This is a genomic window from Limnobacter humi, assembly GCF_024518835.1.
Taxonomy (GTDB): domain Bacteria; phylum Pseudomonadota; class Gammaproteobacteria; order Burkholderiales; family Burkholderiaceae_B; genus Limnobacter; species Limnobacter humi.
In genome coordinates this window covers 72700-91080 of the sequence record NZ_JANIGO010000004.1, presented here as the reverse complement: position 1 = coordinate 91080, position 18381 = coordinate 72700, and the positions used below count along the sequence as shown (strand labels likewise).

The following is an 18381-nucleotide window of genomic DNA, read 5'->3' as shown; positions in this document are numbered from 1 at the left end:
GCCCCATTCGCGGGAAAGACAAGCGGCTTAGCGCTTCGTACACTTCAACCCAATGCCACCCCTCAATAGATGCAACGGAGCGTTCACATGGACCATTCAAACAACGCCTTGTTTTCCCTGCCACAGTTGACTGAGCTTCAAACCAAGCGTGAATGGCTGGTTGGCCTGGTCGGTGGTGGTGTTTGTTATGGTTTGATTCTGTGGCTGTGCTGAATAAAAAAGCCCTCAACCACGCTGTGGAGAGGGCTTTCCTGACCGCCGAAGCGGTTGAGCAGATCCGCTGTTGATTAAACAGATGCCTTGGGGGCTGCGGCTGCTTTTTTGGCGCGGGGCGCTGCCTTCTTCGCAGCAGGCTTCTTGGTTGCTTTCGCAGCCACTTCACCTTTCACACCAATTTTCTTGAACAGTTGCTCAGCGATTTGTTCGGCTTGCTGAATGGCTGGTTTCAGGGTTTCGTTTTTTTTGGCCTGTTCCAGAGCAGACACGCTCAGGGTCACCACGTTTTCAGTCACAGATTCCACTTGTGACAGCGCCAGTGCAGCGTAGGAGAAGCCTTTGTCGATCACAACGGGCAGTTGTGTTTCGAACAACTCAACGCCTTTCTGTGTGTATGCCTGGCTTACACCCACCACTTTTTCCAGACCTTGCTTCAGTTCTGTGCGAGTGGTTGCAACCAGGGGTTTGTCGGCCAGGGGCAGCTTCTCAGCAGCAGTGAATGCGGTGCCCAGGCCTTGGGACAACAGGCTGAACTGGGACTCAACCAGGCTATTCAGCGCCTTGGCAGCAACTTGGTGCTGGGCTTTCAGTTCGGAATTGGTTTTGCTCAGCAGTTCAGCTGTTTTTTCAAATGCGTACATGGTGATCTCCTTGGGGTAGCGGTGGTCTTAAGTCGTGACAGGTGCCACTATAGGCAAATCGATTTGTCATTGAAAGGGTTTGAACCTGAGGCTCTATACTAAAAACGGCCGTGGAAGGCCGGTGGATGGGGCTTTTGAAACAGCTCTGTCACAGACAAGGGTGCATACAACCCAACCGATTACTTGAATTGCCTGAATCGATTTGCCTGGCCTGAAGGGTGTAAAATCGCAGGTTTTGTTGTGGGGCAAGCTGTGTCCATTCCATCCGAAGTCAAACGCCGCAGAACGTTTGCAATCATTTCCCACCCCGATGCCGGTAAAACCACCCTGACAGAGAAGCTGTTGCTGTTCGCCGGTGCAATCCAGATTGCCGGTAGTGTCAAGGCGCGCAAAGCCTCGCGCCACGCCACGTCTGACTGGATGGAGATTGAAAAGCAGCGGGGTATTTCGGTGGCATCGTCGGTGATGCAGATGGAATATCGCGATTGTGTCATCAACCTGCTCGACACCCCAGGTCACCAAGACTTCTCTGAAGACACCTACCGAGTGCTCACCGCCGTGGATGCTGCCTTGATGGTGATTGATGCGGCCAATGGTGTGGAGCCCCAAACGCTGCGCCTGATTGAAGTGTGTCGTGCTCGCAACACACCCATCATCACTTTTGTTAACAAGCTGGACCGGGAGGTGCGTGAGCCGTTGGTGTTGATGGATGAAATTGAAAGCACTTTGGGTATTCCGTGTGTGCCGTTTGCCTGGCCGGTGGGGCAGGGCAAACTGTTTCACGGCATTTTCGATATTCGAAAAAACCACATGCGTGTGTTTACACCCGGCGAAGACCGCAGACGGGAAGACGACGAGGTGATTGCGGGTGACAATCGCCCACTGTTGCGCGAGCGGTTTGGCGCCGAGTTTGCAGTGGCAGAGCAGGAAATCGACCTGGTGACCACTGCAGCCCCGGCATTCGACCATGAAGCCTTTTTGGCTGGCCAGCAAACCCCCATGTTTTTTGGCTCGGCCGTGAACAACTTCGGCGTGCAAGAGGTACTAGACGCGCTCGTGGATGTGGCCCCAAGCCCTGGTCCGCGCAAGGCCCTGGAGCGGGAAGTGCAACCCGATGAAAGCAAGTTCACGGGTGTGGTGTTCAAAATTCAGGCCAATATGGACCCATCCCACCGCGACCGAATCGCCTTTGTGCGGGTGCTGTCTGGCAAATTCGAACAGGGCATGCGCTTTAAGGTTTTGCGCACCGGAAAGGATTTTCGCCCTACCAGCGTGGTGACATTTTTGTCTCAACGCCGCGACCGGGTCGATGAAGCGTTTGCTGGCGACATTATTGGATTGACCACCCATGGTGGCTTGCAGTTGGGCGACTCACTGAGTGAAGGGGAGTCTCTGCAGTTCACGGGTTTGCCGTTTTTTGCGCCTGAACTGTTTGCCGCTGTCGAGCTGAAAGACCCGATGCGCAGCAAGCAGCTCCAGAAAGGTTTGACCGAACTGGGTGAGGAGGGTGCGATTCAGGTGTTCAAACCCATGATGGGTTCCGACATGTTGCTAGGTGCTGTGGGCCAACTTCAATTTGAAGTGGTGCAAGCCCGACTCAAAGCTGAATACGGTGTTGACGTGCGTTTGGCACCCAGCCGCTACAGTTGTGCGCGTTGGGTAACCAGCAAAAACCCCACCGATTTGCGCCGCTTCATGGATGCAAACGTGGGCCGCATGGTGACGGATGCGGCCGACACTGTGGCGTTTTTGGCCACCTCTCGGTTTGACTTGGATGTCATGCAAAAGCGTTGGGAAAGTATTGAATTTCACCCGATGCGGGAGCATGCAGGGCTCTTGCTTGCCAAGCACTGAAGCTTCCGATTTAATGACTGACATACTGACCCTGTCCATGGCGAGCCTGGGCGCGCCTGTTTTGGAATAGATCTATGAGTGAATTGGATTCCCTGCTGGAGCAAGTGTCCGGTTTTTTTTCGGTGCTGTCTGAGCCGACCCGGTTAAAAATCATCCGCGTTTTGTGCGACGGTGAAAAATCGGTCAATGACATTGTTGAAGGTGTGGAGTCTACACAGTCCAACGTATCCAGACATCTGAACCTGATGTACCGGGCAGGGGTGCTGTCACGGCGCAAAGAGGGCACGCTGGTCATGTACCAAGTGAAAGAGCCCACTGTTGTGGAGTTGTGTCGTACAGTGTGTGTGCACGTGGCTGCGAAAATGGACAGCGTCGCTGTGGAGAGCAGACAAGCCGCCGAAGTATTTCGCCAAGGGAACATGTAAAGAAAAACAGGCTCATGGGTTGAGCCTGTTTGGAAATTAGCCCTTCAGCGATTCGATCAAATCAATGTAATTTTGCATCGCTTGATCTTTGCTGGTACCTTCAAGGCCCTTCCAGGCATCGTATTTAGCGCGGCCCACAATGTCGGTAAAGCCTGGGCGCTTACCCGTGTTGTCGCCTTCAGATGCTTGTTTAAACAGGGCGTAAATTTTCAGCAGGGTTTGGTTATCCGGCCGTGATGGCAGTGATTTCGACTCTGCAACAGCCTTTTCAAAACGGGCTTTCAAGTCACTCATTGGGGTCTCTCTCCATGTTGTTATGTGTTGTCTTCAGTCAAAAATGACTGTGCAAGGCTTTCAAACAATTCCTTGGCGTTGCCTTGCAAGTAGGGTGCAAGCAGGCACATCACCTGGTAAACGCCATTGGCCAAGGCTGCACTCATGGTGGCTTCGTCATTGAAATGGCGTGGGTCTCGCACGTATTCATAGCTTAACCAGTAAGTGGCCACCACCACCATGTTCGTGGCCAGCGCATTGATTTGCGTTTGGCTGGCCATCATGTCGCCACTTTCAACCAACCCTTCGCAAAGCCTGCGGGCCACATCGACCTTGTGTTTCAGAATGCGTTTGAAATGGATTTCAAGGGTTCGGTTGCGCGACAGCAAGTCGTTCAGGTCCCGGTACAAAAACCGGTAACGCCAAATCAGTTCGAACGACACCTGCAGGTACAGCCAAGCGTCTTCGATGTTGGCTTGCCGGTTGCCAGGTACATCCAGCAATCCATCAATCTCTTTCTCGAAGCCGGCAAAAATGCTGTTGACGATGTCGTCTTTGTTGCGGAAATGGTAGTAGAGATTGCCCGGGCTGATGTTCATTTCATCGGCAATCACCGTGGTGGTGATGTTTGGTTCACCGAATTCATTGAACAGCCGCAGTGACAAATCGAGAATTCGTTCTCTTGTTCTTCTTGGAGGCTTGCGTTCCATTCTCAGGTCGTCTCCTGTCGAGCCCGGAGGGCACTCGTAACCCAGCCAGGTGGGCAGTTTTTATTGGTTTTATTCAAGCTGTAAGCATACGTGGTTTTCGTATCATCGACAAAAGGGAATCCGCAAAAACCCTGCGATTGTGTCATGCAATTTGACGTGTTTTTGCAATTCGGAGGTAACGGTCCAGCTCGTTGAGCGAGTCTTCGAGCTGGTCAAACTTGGCCACCACGGAGCCAGCTCGGGCTGGGCGTTTGGCTGGTTTGTTGGCCAGTCGCATGGTGGGGTCTTTCAACACCTCCAAATTCAGTTCAAGTCCGTGGCGTGCCAGCTTCTCGGACAGATCGTGACGACGGTTCCAGAGCTCTTCCCGTGTTCGCTGGTATGCATGTTCGCATAGCCGCCGGCGGCTGGCATAGCTAAAGGGGTTGGTAAAGAAAAATTCTCCATCGCCATGCTGTGGCTCAAACAGAACAATATCCGCATTCGGATACAGGTGTGCATACCGTTCCATGCCGATGTCCATCCGGGAATGGATGATGGAGCGAAAGGTCTGCGACAGCACCAGCGGCAATCCGCCTTCGTATAGTCGTGAACCGGGCTGAAAAGCCTTGCCCTTGGCCCGGCGTCGGTGGTTGCGCGGGTTCATGCGGTCGTCATAGGGCACTAGCGGATTCAGGCAAATCAACAGCTCAACACCTTCTTTCAGGGCCGTGGATGCATGCAGCGTTTTTTTCAGTGCACCGTCCACATAGTGACGGTTACCGATTCGAACGGGCGGGAACAGGCCAGGCAGAGAGGCCGAGGCTTGAACCGCTTTTGAAATCGGCACATCATCATGCCCTGGCATGCCAAATGGAATGGATTCGCCGGAATCCAAGTCAGTGGCCACCAGAATAAGCCGGTTTTTCAGGCTTCGGAAATCGTTGGTACCACCACCTTTGGCGATTAAATCGGCCATCCATTCATGCAGCTCGTCCCCATTGAACAGGCCTGTTGGAATGGCAGCCCCAAGTCGTTCAATGCAGCTGACCCAGGTGGCATCGTCGCGCAAGAAGTAATCGGACACGGCGGTGGCCAGTAAACTGGGGATTTTTCTCAGTCGGGTCCAGTATTCCTTGAAGGCCGGTTTCAGCAGGATGGAGGGGTCGAATGCAAAGTCAGCGGGTTCGCCCTCAATGAACAGCTTGTAGATTTGAATGGGCGTGAGGTTGTGAGCCAAACCGGTGGCCACAATTCCACCGGCCGACACACCGACATACACCCGCATGTCGTTGAGGTCCAAGCCTTCGATGGCTTCCGACAAAGCCACCAGGGCACCCACTTCATAAATGGCACCCAATGGTCCGCCACCAGCCAATGCCAGTCCGATTTTGGGTTGTTTGGGTTCGATTGTCATGGGGTGGGCACAGGATGAAGGGGTGATGCAGGGTCAAAAAAACCGGCCCAAGTGGAGCCGGTTTTGTTCGAAACCGAAGGTGTTCGACACACGTGCCGGGCGCTTATTCGCCCTTTTTGCCTTTGACGGTTTTTTTGGCAGCAGCCTCCGGTTTTTGGCCTGTCAGCTGGGCTATGGCCGCTGACAGCTGTTCAATCCGGTCTGACAGTTGCTGAACATCCTTGTTGGTGGGTACACCCAAGCGGCCCAAGGCGCGTGCAACGCGTTCTTCAAAGACTTGTTCCAGCTTGTCCCAGTGTTGGGTGGCCTTGCTGGAGACAGAGCCAGCCAATTTGCTCACCTTGCCTGTCACTTCGCCAGTGACTTCAACGACTTTCTGATTGGCAAATTTCACTGTTCGCTCCTGAATTTCCTGCCCTTCCTTGACCAGGTTTTCCAACACCCGATTACTTTCTTCCTGTGCCTTGGTGATGGCACCCAGGCCAGCATTCAACAGTTGCTGCGCGCTGTCCACAGCACCTTTGATCGGATTCTCAATGGATTTTTTCTTGCCGGTCATTGTTTGTCTCTCCTGGTGGTGTGTTCGCGGCTGGCGCAGCGAACCCTTTCATTTTTGTCTATTCTAATAGTTTATTCATGCGGGACTAGAGAAGGCATACTAAACCCCATGAGAGTTTTTACCCACAAACCATCAGAACAGAGAGGGATACCACCATGAACTATTTTGTTACCGGCGCAACCGGTTTCATCGGAAAGCGCTTGGTTAAACGCCTTGTTCACAACAAGCGGAAAGGCATCATTTATTTCCTGATTCGAGAGGGCAGCCTTGACAAGGTGCCAGAGCTTCAAAAGTACTGGGGTGCCAAGAAAGGCCAGTGCGTGCCGGTGGTGGGTGATCTCAATCAACCGAAGTTGGGTTTAAAGGCAGCGGATGTGAAAATGCTGACCAAACAAGTGGACCATTTCTTTCATTTGGCAGCCATTTACGATTTGGCTGCCGATGCGGAAAGCCAAATCCAAACCAATATTCAAGGCACCAAAAACGCAGTTGACTTGGCCAATGCACTGGGTGTTGGTTGCTTTCAGCATGTTTCGTCCATTGCCGCAGCGGGTTTGTACGAGGGTATTTTCCGTGAGGACATGTTTGAGGAAGCTGAAAACCTGGACCATCCATACTTCCGGACCAAACACGACGCTGAAGCCCTTGTTCGAAAACACTGCAAAGGCGCTTGGCGGGTGTATCGCCCCTCCTTTGTTGTGGGCGATTCCAAAACCGGCGAAATGGACAAGATTGACGGCCCATATTATTTCTTCAAGCTGATCCAGAAAATGCGCAAACTGCTGCCAGCTTGGGTACCAACAATTGGCCTGGAAGGTGGCCGAATCAACCTGGTCCCAGTGGACTTTGTGGTCAATGCCATGGACCATATTGCGCACAAACCAGGTCTGGATGGCAAAGCATTTCACTTGGTGGACCCGAATGCCAAGCGCATCGGCGATGTGATGAACATATTCGCCAAAGCCGCCCATGCGCCGAAAATGGAACTGCGTGTGAATGCGGCCATGTTTGGTTTTATTCCAGGGGCGGTGAAGAAGGGCTTGATGAGCTTGACACCGGTGCGGCGCATTCGCAATGCAGTGCTCAAAGACCTGGCCTTGCCTGAAGAAGTGTTTGGCTACATCAACTGGCCAACCCGTTACGATTGCCGCGACACATTGGCTGCGCTGGAAGGCAGTGGCATCGAGTGCCCCAAGCTCGACGATTACGCTTGGGTGATTTGGGATTATTGGGAACGTAACCTAGACCCCGACCTCTTTGTGGACCGAAGCCTCAGTGGCACGGTCAAAGACAAGGTGGTGCTGATTACTGGCGGCTCATCCGGCATCGGTTTGGCCACCGCGCAAAAATTTGCAGCGGCAGGGGCCATCACGGTGATTTGCGGCCGAGATGCCGACAAACTGGCCGAAGCGAAGGCGCTCATTCAAGCCGAGGGCGGCACAGTACACACCTATGCAGTGGACATTGCCGACATGGACGATTGCGATCGATTCGTCGCATTGCTGCTGAAAGATTTTGGTCACGTGGATGTGTTGGTGAACAATGCGGGGCGATCCATTCGCCGAGGCATTGAAAACAGCTTCGATCGATTCCACGACCTGGAACGAACCATGCAACTCAACTATTTTGGTGCGCTGCGGGTGACCTATGGTTTGCTGCCCAAAATGATGGAGCGCCGCAAAGGCCATGTGGTGAATATCTCATCGATTGGTGTACTGACCAACGCACCGCGCTTTTCAGCCTATGTGGCTTCAAAAGGGGCGCTGGACGCCTGGACGCGCTGTGCAGCGTCCGAGTTTGCTGACCTGAATATCCACTTCACCACCATCAACATGCCGCTGGTGCGTACACCCATGATTGCGCCCACGAAGTTGTACAACAATGTGCCCACGCTAACGCCAGAACAGGCGGCAGATATGGTGGCCAAGGCTGTTATTCATAGGCCGGTTCGCATTGCAACGCGCTTGGGCGTGTTGGGGCAGGTCATGCATGCTTTGGTGCCGCGCCCAGCGCAAATCCTCATGAACACATCGTTCCGGATGTTCCCCGATTCAGAGTCGGCGGCCAAGGGCAAGAAGAGTGGTGGGCCTACGGCCGACCAGGTGGCCTTCACCACCTTGCTGCAGGGTATTCACTTCTGACCGTACGCTTGGGCATCCTCAGCCAGCCAGTTGAGGATGAGGTCTTCGGTGGTGGAATCTGTGACCAAGCTCACGTGGCCACAACCGGGGACCGCAATGTTCCGTCCGAATTCCAGTTTGCAGGAGGAAGGTGGACACACGATATTGTCCTGGGGTGTCCACAGTGAAATGATTTTTTCCTGAAATTCACGGTCGCTGGGGTGCTCTCGCAAGTGTCGCAGGAAATAACTACCCCATGCCATTTGGCGAACATTCTTGCCCACACCCAGTGAGGACAAAGCCGTGCCAAAGTGTGGGCTGCCCAAGGTCATCAGGCCGGCGATTCGATGATGGCCATATTCTGTGACATGGTAGCGCGTCGCCACGCCCCCCATGCTGTGGGCCAGTATTTTCACCCTCGGAGCCCCTGTGGCTTTCAACAAATCTTCTATGGCGTCGTGAATTTGGGTTGAATACCGTCGAATGGATCCGATGGCTGGTTCCAGCGTGATGGCATGCGTGGTCACGTTGGCTTTTTCCAGCATGTTGCGGGTGTGAGACCAAACGCCTGCATTACACAGGTAACCGTGGATCAACAGCACCGGTAGCGGCTTTTTCTTTTTCCAGGCTTTGGGTGCCAGGCGGATCCCCTCATCAATGTTGAACCAGGGTTGCTGAAGCATGATGAGTTTGAAACTGGCCAGGCTTTCTGCCAAGACAGCCTTGATCCACCGCCATGTGTTCAGGCTGTGGAACCCCTCGCCCTCGGCGCTGTGAAATGGCAAGCCTTTGTCTCGCACTTGTGGCAGTTGCCGCACGCTGAATGACAAGGCGAAGCCGGAAATGTTGAAACCCACGTGGGCCAGAAACAGCAGGCCAAACGTTAGGCTGATCGAGAGCGTCAAGGCGTTGTTGATGGACAGGTGCACCCATACCCGCATGACGAAGTACAGGGTGTACGCGAACAAAAAATAACCGACCCAATAGAGTCGGTTGAGGGTTCTGATCACAGCAGGCTTTCCTTCTGTTCAATCTCAACCCGACCAGGGCCGGGCCAGCAGGTTCACGCTTGGATGTTCACACCTTGCGGGTCAAAATATCGAGCAACATTTTGATGGTCTTGCCGTAGGGGGGTGCCAGCATTTCAGCACTGTTGAACCGGGCTTGCTTGAAGATGGGTTTGAGTTTGGTCATGGTGTCAAAGCCATACTTGCCGTGGTAGTGGCCCATGCCCGAATCACCCACGCCACCGAAAGGCAGGTTTTCTTGGGCTATGTGGAACAAGGTTTCGTTGATGCACACACCACCGGCGATGGTTTGTTGCATCACCAGTTCTTGAGTCTTGCTGTTGTCATCAAATAGGTACAAGGCCAGTGGACGTGGACGTGCGTTCACGTAGGCCAATGCATCGTCTAGCCTCTTGTACGTGACGATGGGCAATATCGGACCGAAAATTTCTTCCTGCATCAAGCCAGTGTCGTTCTTGGCATTCAGAACAAAAGTCAATGGCACCTTGCGGCCCGGGTTATCGCCGGTTTTCATCAGGTTCACAATACGGGCACCGGTCTCAGCCGCTTCGTCCGTCAGCCGTTGCAAGCGCGTGGCATGTCGGTCCGACACAATGCCTGTGAAGTCCTTGGACAAAACACCGTCCGGAAACCGTCTGCTGACGATGTCTTTGGCATGTGCAAGTACGCGGTCCTCACAGCCTTCGGGGACCAACAGGTAGTCTGGGGCAATACAGGTTTGACCGGCGTTGATTGACTTACCCGAAATGACGCGGCCCACCGCATTTTTCAGGCGGGCGTCGTTTGCGGCGGTTTCAGCAGTGATGATGGCCGGGCTTTTGCCACCCAGTTCCAAGGTCACCGGCACCAGGTTCTCGGCGGCGGCTTTCATGACCATCTTGCCCACTGGGGTAGACCCGGTAAACAGAATGTGGTCAAAGGGCAGGCGAGAGAATTCCGCAGCCACCTCAGGGCCGCCGTTGACCACTTGCACCACATCCCGACCCAAATACTGAGCCAGCTTCTGGTCCAGCAATGCGGAAAAGCGGGGGGTGTATTCGCTCATCTTGATAAATGCGCGATTGCCGGCGGCCAGCGCGGCCACCAGCGGGCCTGCGGACAGAAACAGTGGGTAGTTCCAAGGCACAATCACGCCGATCACGCCCAGTGGTTGTGGCATCAGTGCAGTGGAGCCCGGCTTGAACCAGATGCTGGCGCCCTGCTTGCGGACCTTCATCCAGGATTTGCCATGTTTGATGGCGTGACGTATGCCTTCCAGGCTCGGGAATACCTCGGCCAGCAGCGTGTCGTTGGGTGAGCGGTAACCAAAATCCTCTGAAATCGCCGCTGCAAAGGCCATCTTGTTGTCGTATATCATGTCGCTGAGTTTTTGAAGCCACTCTCGACGCTGATTCCAACTGGGATAGGGGTTGATGCGGTAGGCTTGGCGCAGTGATTCAAGGGTCGCCTTCAGTTCTGCTGCTGAGAGTTCTTGACCGATGTGTGTGGAAGGGGCATTCATGATTGTGTCTCTGTCTCCGGATTTGCCATTAACGAATGTAAACATACTTTGGGGCGTTTGACCACGGGCTTTGAATGTTGCGCTGCAGCACCGGCGGTTGCCCCCAATGTCACTTTTCAACGGTCGAAATTCATGAATTTAACCTCTGCCAGCCCTTCGGAATTACAACGGTCCGTTCGTCAAATGCGCCGTATGACCACGGCCAATCCTGAATTGTTGCGGTGTTTGATTGAGATAAAATCATTTCAAAACAATCGATTAAAAATGACTTATCAGGATTTACTTGATAATAAGGACACCCAGGCAGCCTGTCGCTTCTTTCTGGACTATCTGTACACCCCACGAGATCTTCAAGACCGCGATCAACAAGTGGAGCGGGTATTGCCCAAGGCCGAGAAATACTTGCCGCAGGCGGCGGTTCAAGTGCTTGCCAAGGTGATCTACATGGACCATTTGGCCGAAGAAATGGATTTAAAATTGGCTCAAAAAATGATGGAGTTAACTATTAATCCTAAAGTATTGCTTGATGAAAAAACTTACATCACATTGTTTCGAAATACCGGTGAGCAAACTGTTCGCCAACAACAGGTTTTGCTGGTTCCCGAGGTTGGCCGATCGTTGGTCAAGCTCACACGGGTGCCTTTGTTGTCATCTGTACTGCGCATGACGCGTGGTGCGGCGCGCAAGGCTGAATTAGAAGATTTCCACGATTTTCTGCGGGCGGGATTGTCCGCTTTCGCCAGTTTGAAGCGCCCTGAAGACTTTTTTCAGACCATCGTGGACCGCGAGTTGGCGTTGATGGAAGCAATATTCAACGGCGAACTTCAGGGTTTTCAGCCTCATCCCACCGCAGGCTAGGCCGGTGGATTAGAATTCATCATCATTTGCTTATTCACAAAACCGGCGGCTGTTTCAACGAAAAGCCGGTTCCCGTCAGGAGACACCCGTGACAGACAAGGCATGGATCCAGAGTTATCCACCCGGCGTGCCCGAGGAAGTTGATTTGGGCCAATACGGCTCCATTCGAGATATTTTTGAAGAGTCTTGCCGAAAGTTCGGCGGAAATACCGCATTCAGTAACCTGGGCACGGCGCTTACTTATGCCCGCATGGACGAATTGACCCGCGATTTCGGCGCCTACTTGCAGTCATTGCCCGGTATGCGTAAGGGGGATCGTGTTGCGCTGATGATGCCCAATATGTTGCAGTACCCGGTGGCCATGCTGGGCGCATTGCGAGCTGGGTTTGTGGTGGTGAACGTGAACCCCCTTTACACCCCCACCGAACTGGAGCACCAACTGCGGGATTCTGGCGCCAAGGTCATTGTGATCTTCGAAAACGTGGCTCACACGCTGGAGAAGGTCATCAAGAACACCCCGGTTGAACACCTGGTGGTGACCTCCATTGGGGAAATGCACGGGTTCTTCAAACGGAACCTGCTGAATATCGTTGTGCGGTACATCAAAAAATTGGTGCCAAAATTTACATTGTCCGGTTCGATCAATTTTCGGAAGGCGCTCGCGCTGGGGCGTGGCAAAGAACTGCGCGCGGTCGGTTTGACCCATGATGATCTGGCCTTTTTACAATACACCGGTGGTACAACCGGGGTGTCCAAAGGTGCCATGTTGACCCATGGCAACATTGTGTCCAATCTCCAGCAGGCTTCCAGCTGGTTGAATCAGGACATTGAAGAGGGCAAGGAAATTGCCATCACGGCTTTGCCGATGTATCACATCTTCTGCTTGACAGCCAACATCCTGGTGTTCATGAAAGTGGGTGGGCATTGCCTGCTAATCACCGACCCCCGCAATATACAGGCTTTTGTCAAAACGCTGGCCTCAGTGCCATTCACGGCGCTAACGGGTGTTAATACGTTGTTCAACGGCCTGCTGAACGCACCAGCTTTTGCGCAAGTTGATTTTTCCCATGTCAAGCTGGTGTTGGGTGGTGGGGCAGCCATCGAGCCCTCGGTGGCTGAGCGTTGGAAGAAAACCACCGGCACGCGTCTGTCGGAAGCCTATGGTTTGACCGAAGCCTCGCCCGCAGTCTGCATCAATCCACTGCATGAGGAATACAACGGCTCCATCGGTTTGCCTGTGCCTTCCACCCAAGTGTCCATTCGCGATGACGACTTCAATGAATTGCCCGTGGGCAAAGAAGGGGAGTTGTGCGTGAAAGGCCCCCAGGTGATGCGCGGTTACTGGAACAAACCGCGCGAGACTGCCGAAATCCTGACGCAAGACGGCTGGTTGAAAACGGGCGATATTGCTTACATGGATGAGAACGGTTATTTCTACATCACCGACCGCAAGAAAGACATGATTCTGGTCTCCGGGTTTAATGTGTATCCCAAGGAAATTGAGGCCGTGGCCACCTTGCACCCGGCTGTGTTTGAGGCTGCCGCAGTCGGCGTGCCTGACTCCAAAACCGGCGAGGCCGTGAAGCTGTTTGTGGTTAAAAAGGACGATGAGTTGACCTCGGAGGCCATGATTGAACATTGCCGCAAACACATGACCGCTTACAAGATTCCCCGGCATGTGGAGTTTATGAAAGAGTTGCCCAAGAGCCCGGTGGGCAAGGTGCTGCGCCGGGAGTTGCGTGACATGGAAAAGAAGCGACTTGCCCAATAATCTTCGCGATTAAGCAATTCCTGCAAGCCCAGCGGCTTAAATTGGCTTCTGGGCTTGTTGCATTCTGAGAACTGATTTATAATCTTGGGTTACCTGCTTTCATGCCACGGGGGTGTGAAAGCTTTTCCAATTTTGGAAAATCCACAGGAGCTATCCATGCGTCACTATGAAATTGCTTTCATCGTGCATCCCGACCAGAGCGAACAAGTTCCCGCCATGGTTGAGAAGTACAGAGGAATCATCGAATCCAACGGCGGAAAAGTACACCGTCACGAAGACTGGGGCCGCCGTCAACTGGCTTACCCAATTCAGAAGCTGGCCAAGGCGCACTACGTTCTGCTGAACATTGAGTGCAGCCAAGCTGTTCTGGAAGAGCTCGAAACCGCATTCAAATTCAACGACGCCGTTCTGCGCCACCTGACCATCCAGATGAAGAAGGCTGAAACAGCGCCTTCTCCCATGATGAAGGAAGTTCAGCGCGAGCAAGAGCGTAAAGCCGCCGCCGCCACAGCAGCCGCCAGTGACGACAGCGCCGATTCAGACGATGATGCGGACGACAACGAGTAATCGTTGACGTGCATCCACACTGAATGAATTTGGAGGAAGAGCAGGAAAATCGAGAACCCCAGGGTGTGAATGAATTCACGCTGAGTGCAAAGCTGATTGCGAAGTCGGTGCTGCGCTACACCCCTGCAGGGCTCCCGGTGTGTGATTTCGAGATTGAACACGACAGTGTTCAGCTGGAGGCCACCAAACCCAGACAGGTTCGTTGCACCGTTCGCGCAGTTGCGTTGGGTGCAGCGGCCCATCAAGTTGAAGGTTTGCCACTGGGAGTTGAGCGCGTTTGGGTTGGTTTTATGGCTCTTCGTTCGCATACATCAAAAAGTCTTCGCTTCCATGTTTGCGCAGTGCGCACGTGAAGAAGGCTTAAACCGTTGGAGAACATTATGGCTTTTGGTCGTAAAAATGATCGCAAAGGACGTCGTCCACAGCAGAACCCCTTGTTCAAGCGCAAGAAGTTCTGCCGTTTTACAGTAGGCAAGGTTGAGCAGATCGATTACAAAGACATCGAGACTCTCAAAGATTTCATCAGCGAAAACGGCAAAATCATGCCTGCTCGCATCACAGGCACCAAGGCGCACTATCAGCGCCAGCTGGACACAGCCATCAAGCGCGCTCGCTTCCTGGCTCTGCTGCCTTACACCGACAACCACTAAGCAGCACGGGAGAACACCATGCAAGTTATTCTTCTTGAAAAGATGCCCAACCTGGGTCAACTGGGTGACGTGGTACGCGTGAAAGACGGCTACGCCCGCAACTTCCTGATTCCTTATGGCAAAGCCAAGCGCGCCACTGAATCGGCCATTGCTGAGTTTGCTGCACGCCGCGCGGAACTGGAAAAAGCTGCCGCTGAAAAGCTGGCTGAAGCCCAAGCATTGGGTGTTAAGTTGGCCAGCCATGTGGTTCAACTGAGCGAAAAGGCCGCGGTGGATGGTCGATTGTTCGGCTCGGTGACCAACCACAACATTTCTGCTGCGTTGCTGGCTTCTGGTTTGCAAGTGAGCAAGGCTCAGGTTCGCATGCCCAACGGCGCCTTGAAAATTGCAGGCGAGCACACAGTGACCGTTGCGCTGCACCCTGATGTGGTTGTAGACGTGAAGGTGGTTGTGGCTGGCGAAGCTGCCTAAGAAACCGACCTTAGACCTCACGGTCAAGGGTAAAAAACAAAGGCTGGTCTCGGTTATACTGAAACCAGCCCAAGTTCTGAAAAGGTCACCCCAGGGTGGCCTTTTCTTATTCTGATGTCTCAGTTCCCATTCCCAACGGTTGTCCATGAACGCTTATCTGTCTGACACGTCGCCCAATCCACCCAACATGACCAGTGAGCTGGGTAATCTGCGGGTGCCACCGCATTCGCTCGAGGCTGAGCAATCCGTGGTGGGTGGTTTGTTGTTGGATAACCAGGCCTGGGATCGAATTGGCGACGTCATTCGCGCTGACGATTTTTATCGGTATGATCACCGCCTGATTTTTGAACACATTGCCAAGCTGATTGACAACTCCAGACCGGCAGACGTAATTACGGTGTACGAGGCCTTGCAGTCGTCGGGCAAGGCCGACGATGTGGGTGGCTTGGCCTACCTCAACACCTTGGCGACCAACACGCCGTCGGCCGCGAACATTCGTCGATATGCCGAAATTGTGCGGGATCGTGCTGTGCTTCGCCGATTGATCACGATTGCAGACGAGATTTGCACTTCCGCGCTCAATCCCCAAGGCAAAGACACCAAAGCCATTCTGGACGAAGCCGAAAGCAAGATTTTCAAGATTGCAGAAGATGGTGCGCGGGGCGCGGGTGGGTTTCAGGAGCTTCAACCGGTGCTGGGAAAAGTCGTGGAGCGGATTGACGAGCTGTACCATCGCGACAATCAGGATGACATCACCGGTATTTCAACCGGCTTTGCCGATCTGGATGCCAAAACTTCTGGTCTTCAGCCAGGCGACCTCATTATCGTGGCAGGGCGCCCCTCCATGGGTAAAACCGCGTTCAGCCTGAACATTGGTGAGCATGTGGCGGTGGAAGAGGGCCATGCGGTGGCCGTATTCTCCATGGAAATGGCGGCAACGCAGTTGGCCATGCGTCTGCTGGGTTCGGTGGGGCGTTTGGACCAACACCGGCTGCGTACCGGGCGTTTGAACGACGAGGATTGGCCACGCCTGACCTATGCCGTGGAGAAGATGCAGAATGCGCAGTTGTTTATCGACGAAACGCCCGCATTGTCACCCATGGAAGTGCGGGCCCGCTGTCGCCGTTTGGCGCGACAATGCGGTCAACTGGGTTTGATCATCATTGATTACTTGCAGTTGATGGGTTCCTCATCGCCTGGAGAAAACCGCGCCACCGAAATTTCGGAAATTTCCCGGTCTTTGAAAGGCTTGGCCAAAGAGTTGGGGTGTCCGGTGATTGCACTGTCGCAGTTGAACCGCGGGCTGGAGCAACGCCCGAACAAACGGCCTGTGATGAGTGACTTGCGGGAATCGGGTGCCATTGAGCAGGACGCGGACGTGATTCTGTTCATTTACCGGGATGAGGTGTACAACCCCGATTCGCCCGATAAAGGCACGGCTGAAATCATCATCGGCAAGCAGCGTAACGGCCCCATTGGTGCTGTGCGCGTGACCTTCCTGGGGCAGTACACCAAGTTTGAAAATTACGCTGGCCCACAACCCGAAAGTGAATAACCTGGCGCTGTACCACCGAGGCATTGCACCATGAAAAAAGGCAGCCCAAGCTGCCTTTTTTGTGTGAAGTCCGGAGGTGTTACAGATTATCGGACGCAAAGTCTGCCAATCGTGAACGTTCCCCGCGTTGCAGCGTGATATGCCCAGCATGCGGCCAACCTTTGAAACGGTCCACCACATAGGTCAAGCCCGATGAGCCCTCGGTGAGGTAAGGCGTGTCAATCTGTGCCAGGTTACCCAGGCACACCACCTTGGTACCGGGGCCAGCACGGGTGATGAGGGTTTTCATTTGTTTGGGCGACAGGTTTTGCGCTTCATCAATGATCAAAAACTTGTTGATGAAGGTGCGTCCACGCATGAAGTTCATCGATTTGATCCGGATTTTTGTGCGAATGAGGTCGGCAGTTGCAGACCGTCCCCAATCACCCGCGCTGGGGTCGGGCTTGTTCAGCACTTCCAGATTGTCCTCAAATGCGCCCATCCAGGGGGCCATTTTTTCTTCTTCCGTGCCTGGCAAAAAGCCAATGTCTTCGCCCACCGGCACGGTGGCCCGTGTCACGATGATTTCGGAATACTGTTTGCTCTCCAGCACTTGTGAAAGCCCAGCGGCCAGCGCCAGCAGCGTTTTGCCCGTGCCTGCCTGACCCAGCAAGGTGACGAAGTCGCATTCCGGATTCATCAGCAGGTTGAGTGCAAAATTCTGTTCACGGTTGCGGGCGGTAATGCCCCAAACGCTGTTTTTGTTATGGCTGAAATCACGCAGGGTTTTGAGCACTGCCGTGCGGCCAGCCAACTCAATCACCTGGGCAATCAGGGGCATGCCAGTGTCGCAGTACACAAACTGGTTCACCATCATGTCTTTTACGGCTGGACCGCTGATGCGGTAGTACGTCGACCCTGCTTGTTGCCAGCTTTCAATGCCCTTGCTGTTTTTCTCCCAGAAGTCTGCAGGCAATTCAAGGTGGCCTGAGTACAGCAGGTCGCGGTCTTCTAGCACCTGATCGTTGAAATAGTCCTCTGCCAACAGGCCCAGGGCCCGCGCCTTGATGCGCATGTTGATGTCCTTGGACACCAACGCCACTTCTTTGTCTGGGTGCTGACGAGCCAGTGCAAACACCACACCCAGAATTTGATTGTCGGCTTTGCCCACTGGCAGGGTTTTCGGCAATTCAGCAGTCAGTTCGGTGGTTTGCACCAGCAGACGGCCCAGCGCATCGGTGTTGCCGAGCTTGTTCAGCGGTACACCCTGTTCAATGCTCTCGACATTTTCCATCAAGGCGTCGAGGGATCGGCTAACCTGACGTGCGTGGCGAGCCACTTCAGACATGCCCTTTTTGTGGTTGTCCAGTTCCTCCAGGGTGATCAGTGGAAGAAACACATCGTGTTCTTCAAAACGGAACATGGAGGTGGGGTCGTGCATCAACACATTGGTGTCGAGCACATAAATTTTTTGCCCTGCGCCAGATACTTGTCGCTTCGACCGGTTCACTTCTGTACCTTTGCGCGATTTGGTGTGGCTACCCAGTGATGTATGAGGGGGTTTTGCCGTGGGTGCAGGTTTTTCGCCGCGAGCAACCACAGGGTTGCTGCTGGCCAGCGTCAACGCAGGCGAGTGAGCCTTGCCCACCGGCGTTACCACAGGTGCTGGGCTTTGTAATAGGGCGGATTTTTTGGTGTCGCGCTTGTTCGCCTTGGTGGCGGGTATCGGTGGAATGTCGGTCAGTGTGGTGGCGAGTTTGCTGGGTTCTTTGGGCAGAGGCATGTCAACGATCAAAAGAGAGGGAAG

19 protein-coding genes are annotated in these 18381 nt (G+C 53.8%); 11 read left to right on the top strand and 8 right to left on the bottom strand.

Translation table 11 applies throughout. The annotated features are described in order from the left end of the window. The first annotated feature begins 87 nt into the window (after positions 1-87). Entirely contained in the window at positions 88-213 is a 126-nt protein-coding gene (locus tag NQT62_RS12090; protein ID WP_256764977.1) for a hypothetical protein, read from the top strand. 74 nt (positions 214-287) lie between these two features. On the opposite strand, the gene NQT62_RS12085 is transcribed toward NQT62_RS12090, so the two are convergent. Next, a complete protein-coding gene (locus NQT62_RS12085; RefSeq protein ID WP_256764976.1) occupies positions 288-857 on the bottom strand; it encodes a hypothetical protein in 570 nt (189 codons plus the stop codon). Between the two features lie 252 nt (positions 858-1109). Here NQT62_RS12085 and NQT62_RS12080 point away from each other — a divergent pair, with 252 nt between their 5' ends. Then, positions 1110-2711: a peptide chain release factor 3 gene (locus NQT62_RS12080; RefSeq protein ID WP_256764975.1), complete on the top strand. Its 1602-nt coding sequence runs from the start codon at positions 1110-1112 to the stop codon at positions 2709-2711. A 74-nt stretch (positions 2712-2785) separates the two neighbouring features. Further along, the gene (locus tag NQT62_RS12075) at positions 2786-3136 is read left to right on the top strand and encodes an ArsR/SmtB family transcription factor (protein ID WP_256764974.1); all 351 of its coding nucleotides are present in this window, start codon (positions 2786-2788) and stop codon (positions 3134-3136) included. A 36-nt stretch (positions 3137-3172) separates the two neighbouring features. Here NQT62_RS12075 and NQT62_RS12070 read toward each other — a convergent pair whose 3' ends face one another. The 4 genes from NQT62_RS12070 to NQT62_RS12055 all read right to left on the bottom strand — a co-directional run bounded on the left by NQT62_RS12070 (position 3173) and on the right by NQT62_RS12055 (position 6074). Beyond that, positions 3173-3430 (bottom strand): acyl-CoA-binding protein, encoded by a 258-nt coding sequence (locus NQT62_RS12070; RefSeq protein WP_256764973.1) that lies wholly within the window; start codon positions 3428-3430, stop codon positions 3173-3175. Between the two features lie 20 nt (positions 3431-3450). Next, the gene (locus NQT62_RS12065; protein WP_256764972.1) at positions 3451-4119 is read right to left on the bottom strand and encodes a TetR/AcrR family transcriptional regulator; all 669 of its coding nucleotides are present in this window, start codon (positions 4117-4119) and stop codon (positions 3451-3453) included. A gap of 142 nt (positions 4120-4261) precedes the next feature. Continuing rightward, complete coding sequence (locus NQT62_RS12060) at positions 4262-5515, bottom strand: patatin-like phospholipase family protein (RefSeq protein ID WP_256764971.1); 1254 nt, start codon at positions 5513-5515, stop codon at positions 4262-4264. A 103-nt stretch (positions 5516-5618) separates the two neighbouring features. Next, positions 5619-6074 carry a phasin family protein gene (locus tag NQT62_RS12055; protein WP_256764970.1) on the bottom strand — a complete coding sequence of 152 codons (456 nt, stop codon included), beginning with the start codon at positions 6072-6074 and terminating at the stop codon, positions 5619-5621. Between the two features lie 155 nt (positions 6075-6229). Here NQT62_RS12055 and NQT62_RS12050 point away from each other — a divergent pair, with 155 nt between their 5' ends. Then, on the top strand, positions 6230-8215 hold the full coding sequence (locus NQT62_RS12050) for an SDR family oxidoreductase (RefSeq protein WP_256764969.1): 1986 nt from the start codon (positions 6230-6232) through the stop codon (positions 8213-8215). Here NQT62_RS12050 and NQT62_RS12045 read toward each other — a convergent pair. After that, the gene (locus NQT62_RS12045; RefSeq protein ID WP_256764968.1) at positions 8206-9204 is read right to left on the bottom strand and encodes an esterase/lipase family protein; all 999 of its coding nucleotides are present in this window, start codon (positions 9202-9204) and stop codon (positions 8206-8208) included. The two genes, NQT62_RS12050 and NQT62_RS12045, sit on opposite strands and share 10 nt — an antisense overlap. A gap of 67 nt (positions 9205-9271) precedes the next feature. Beyond that, positions 9272-10723, bottom strand: a complete 1452-nt coding sequence (locus tag NQT62_RS12040) for a coniferyl aldehyde dehydrogenase (protein WP_256764967.1) — start codon at positions 10721-10723, stop codon at positions 9272-9274. Between the two features lie 132 nt (positions 10724-10855). Here NQT62_RS12040 and NQT62_RS12035 point away from each other — a divergent pair, with 132 nt between their 5' ends. The 7 genes from NQT62_RS12035 to NQT62_RS12005 all read left to right on the top strand — a co-directional run bounded on the left by NQT62_RS12035 (position 10856) and on the right by NQT62_RS12005 (position 16595). Then, positions 10856-11581, top strand: a complete 726-nt coding sequence (locus NQT62_RS12035) for an FFLEELY motif protein (RefSeq protein WP_256764966.1) — start codon at positions 10856-10858, stop codon at positions 11579-11581. Between the two features lie 88 nt (positions 11582-11669). Further along, positions 11670-13352: an AMP-binding protein gene (locus NQT62_RS12030; RefSeq protein ID WP_256764965.1), complete on the top strand. Its 1683-nt coding sequence runs from the start codon at positions 11670-11672 to the stop codon at positions 13350-13352. A 156-nt stretch (positions 13353-13508) separates the two neighbouring features. Further along, positions 13509-13919, top strand: coding sequence for a 30S ribosomal protein S6 (rpsF, locus tag NQT62_RS12025; protein ID WP_256764964.1), 411 nt, complete (start codon positions 13509-13511; stop codon positions 13917-13919). 23 nt (positions 13920-13942) lie between these two features. Continuing rightward, on the top strand, positions 13943-14272 hold the full coding sequence (gene priB / locus NQT62_RS12020) for a primosomal replication protein N (protein ID WP_256764963.1): 330 nt from the start codon (positions 13943-13945) through the stop codon (positions 14270-14272). A gap of 27 nt (positions 14273-14299) precedes the next feature. After that, on the top strand, positions 14300-14569 hold the full coding sequence (gene rpsR, locus NQT62_RS12015) for a 30S ribosomal protein S18 (RefSeq protein ID WP_256764962.1): 270 nt from the start codon (positions 14300-14302) through the stop codon (positions 14567-14569). Between the two features lie 18 nt (positions 14570-14587). Then, positions 14588-15040 carry a 50S ribosomal protein L9 gene (rplI, locus tag NQT62_RS12010; RefSeq protein WP_256764961.1) on the top strand — a complete coding sequence of 151 codons (453 nt, stop codon included), beginning with the start codon at positions 14588-14590 and terminating at the stop codon, positions 15038-15040. Positions 15041-15185: 145 nt separating this feature from the next. Beyond that, a complete protein-coding gene (locus tag NQT62_RS12005; RefSeq protein ID WP_256764960.1) occupies positions 15186-16595 on the top strand; it encodes a replicative DNA helicase in 1410 nt (469 codons plus the stop codon). Positions 16596-16674: 79 nt separating this feature from the next. Here NQT62_RS12005 and NQT62_RS12000 read toward each other — a convergent pair whose 3' ends face one another. Further along, positions 16675-18357: a PhoH family protein gene (locus NQT62_RS12000; protein WP_256764959.1), complete on the bottom strand. Its 1683-nt coding sequence runs from the start codon at positions 18355-18357 to the stop codon at positions 16675-16677. Between the last annotated feature and the right edge of the window lie 24 nt (positions 18358-18381).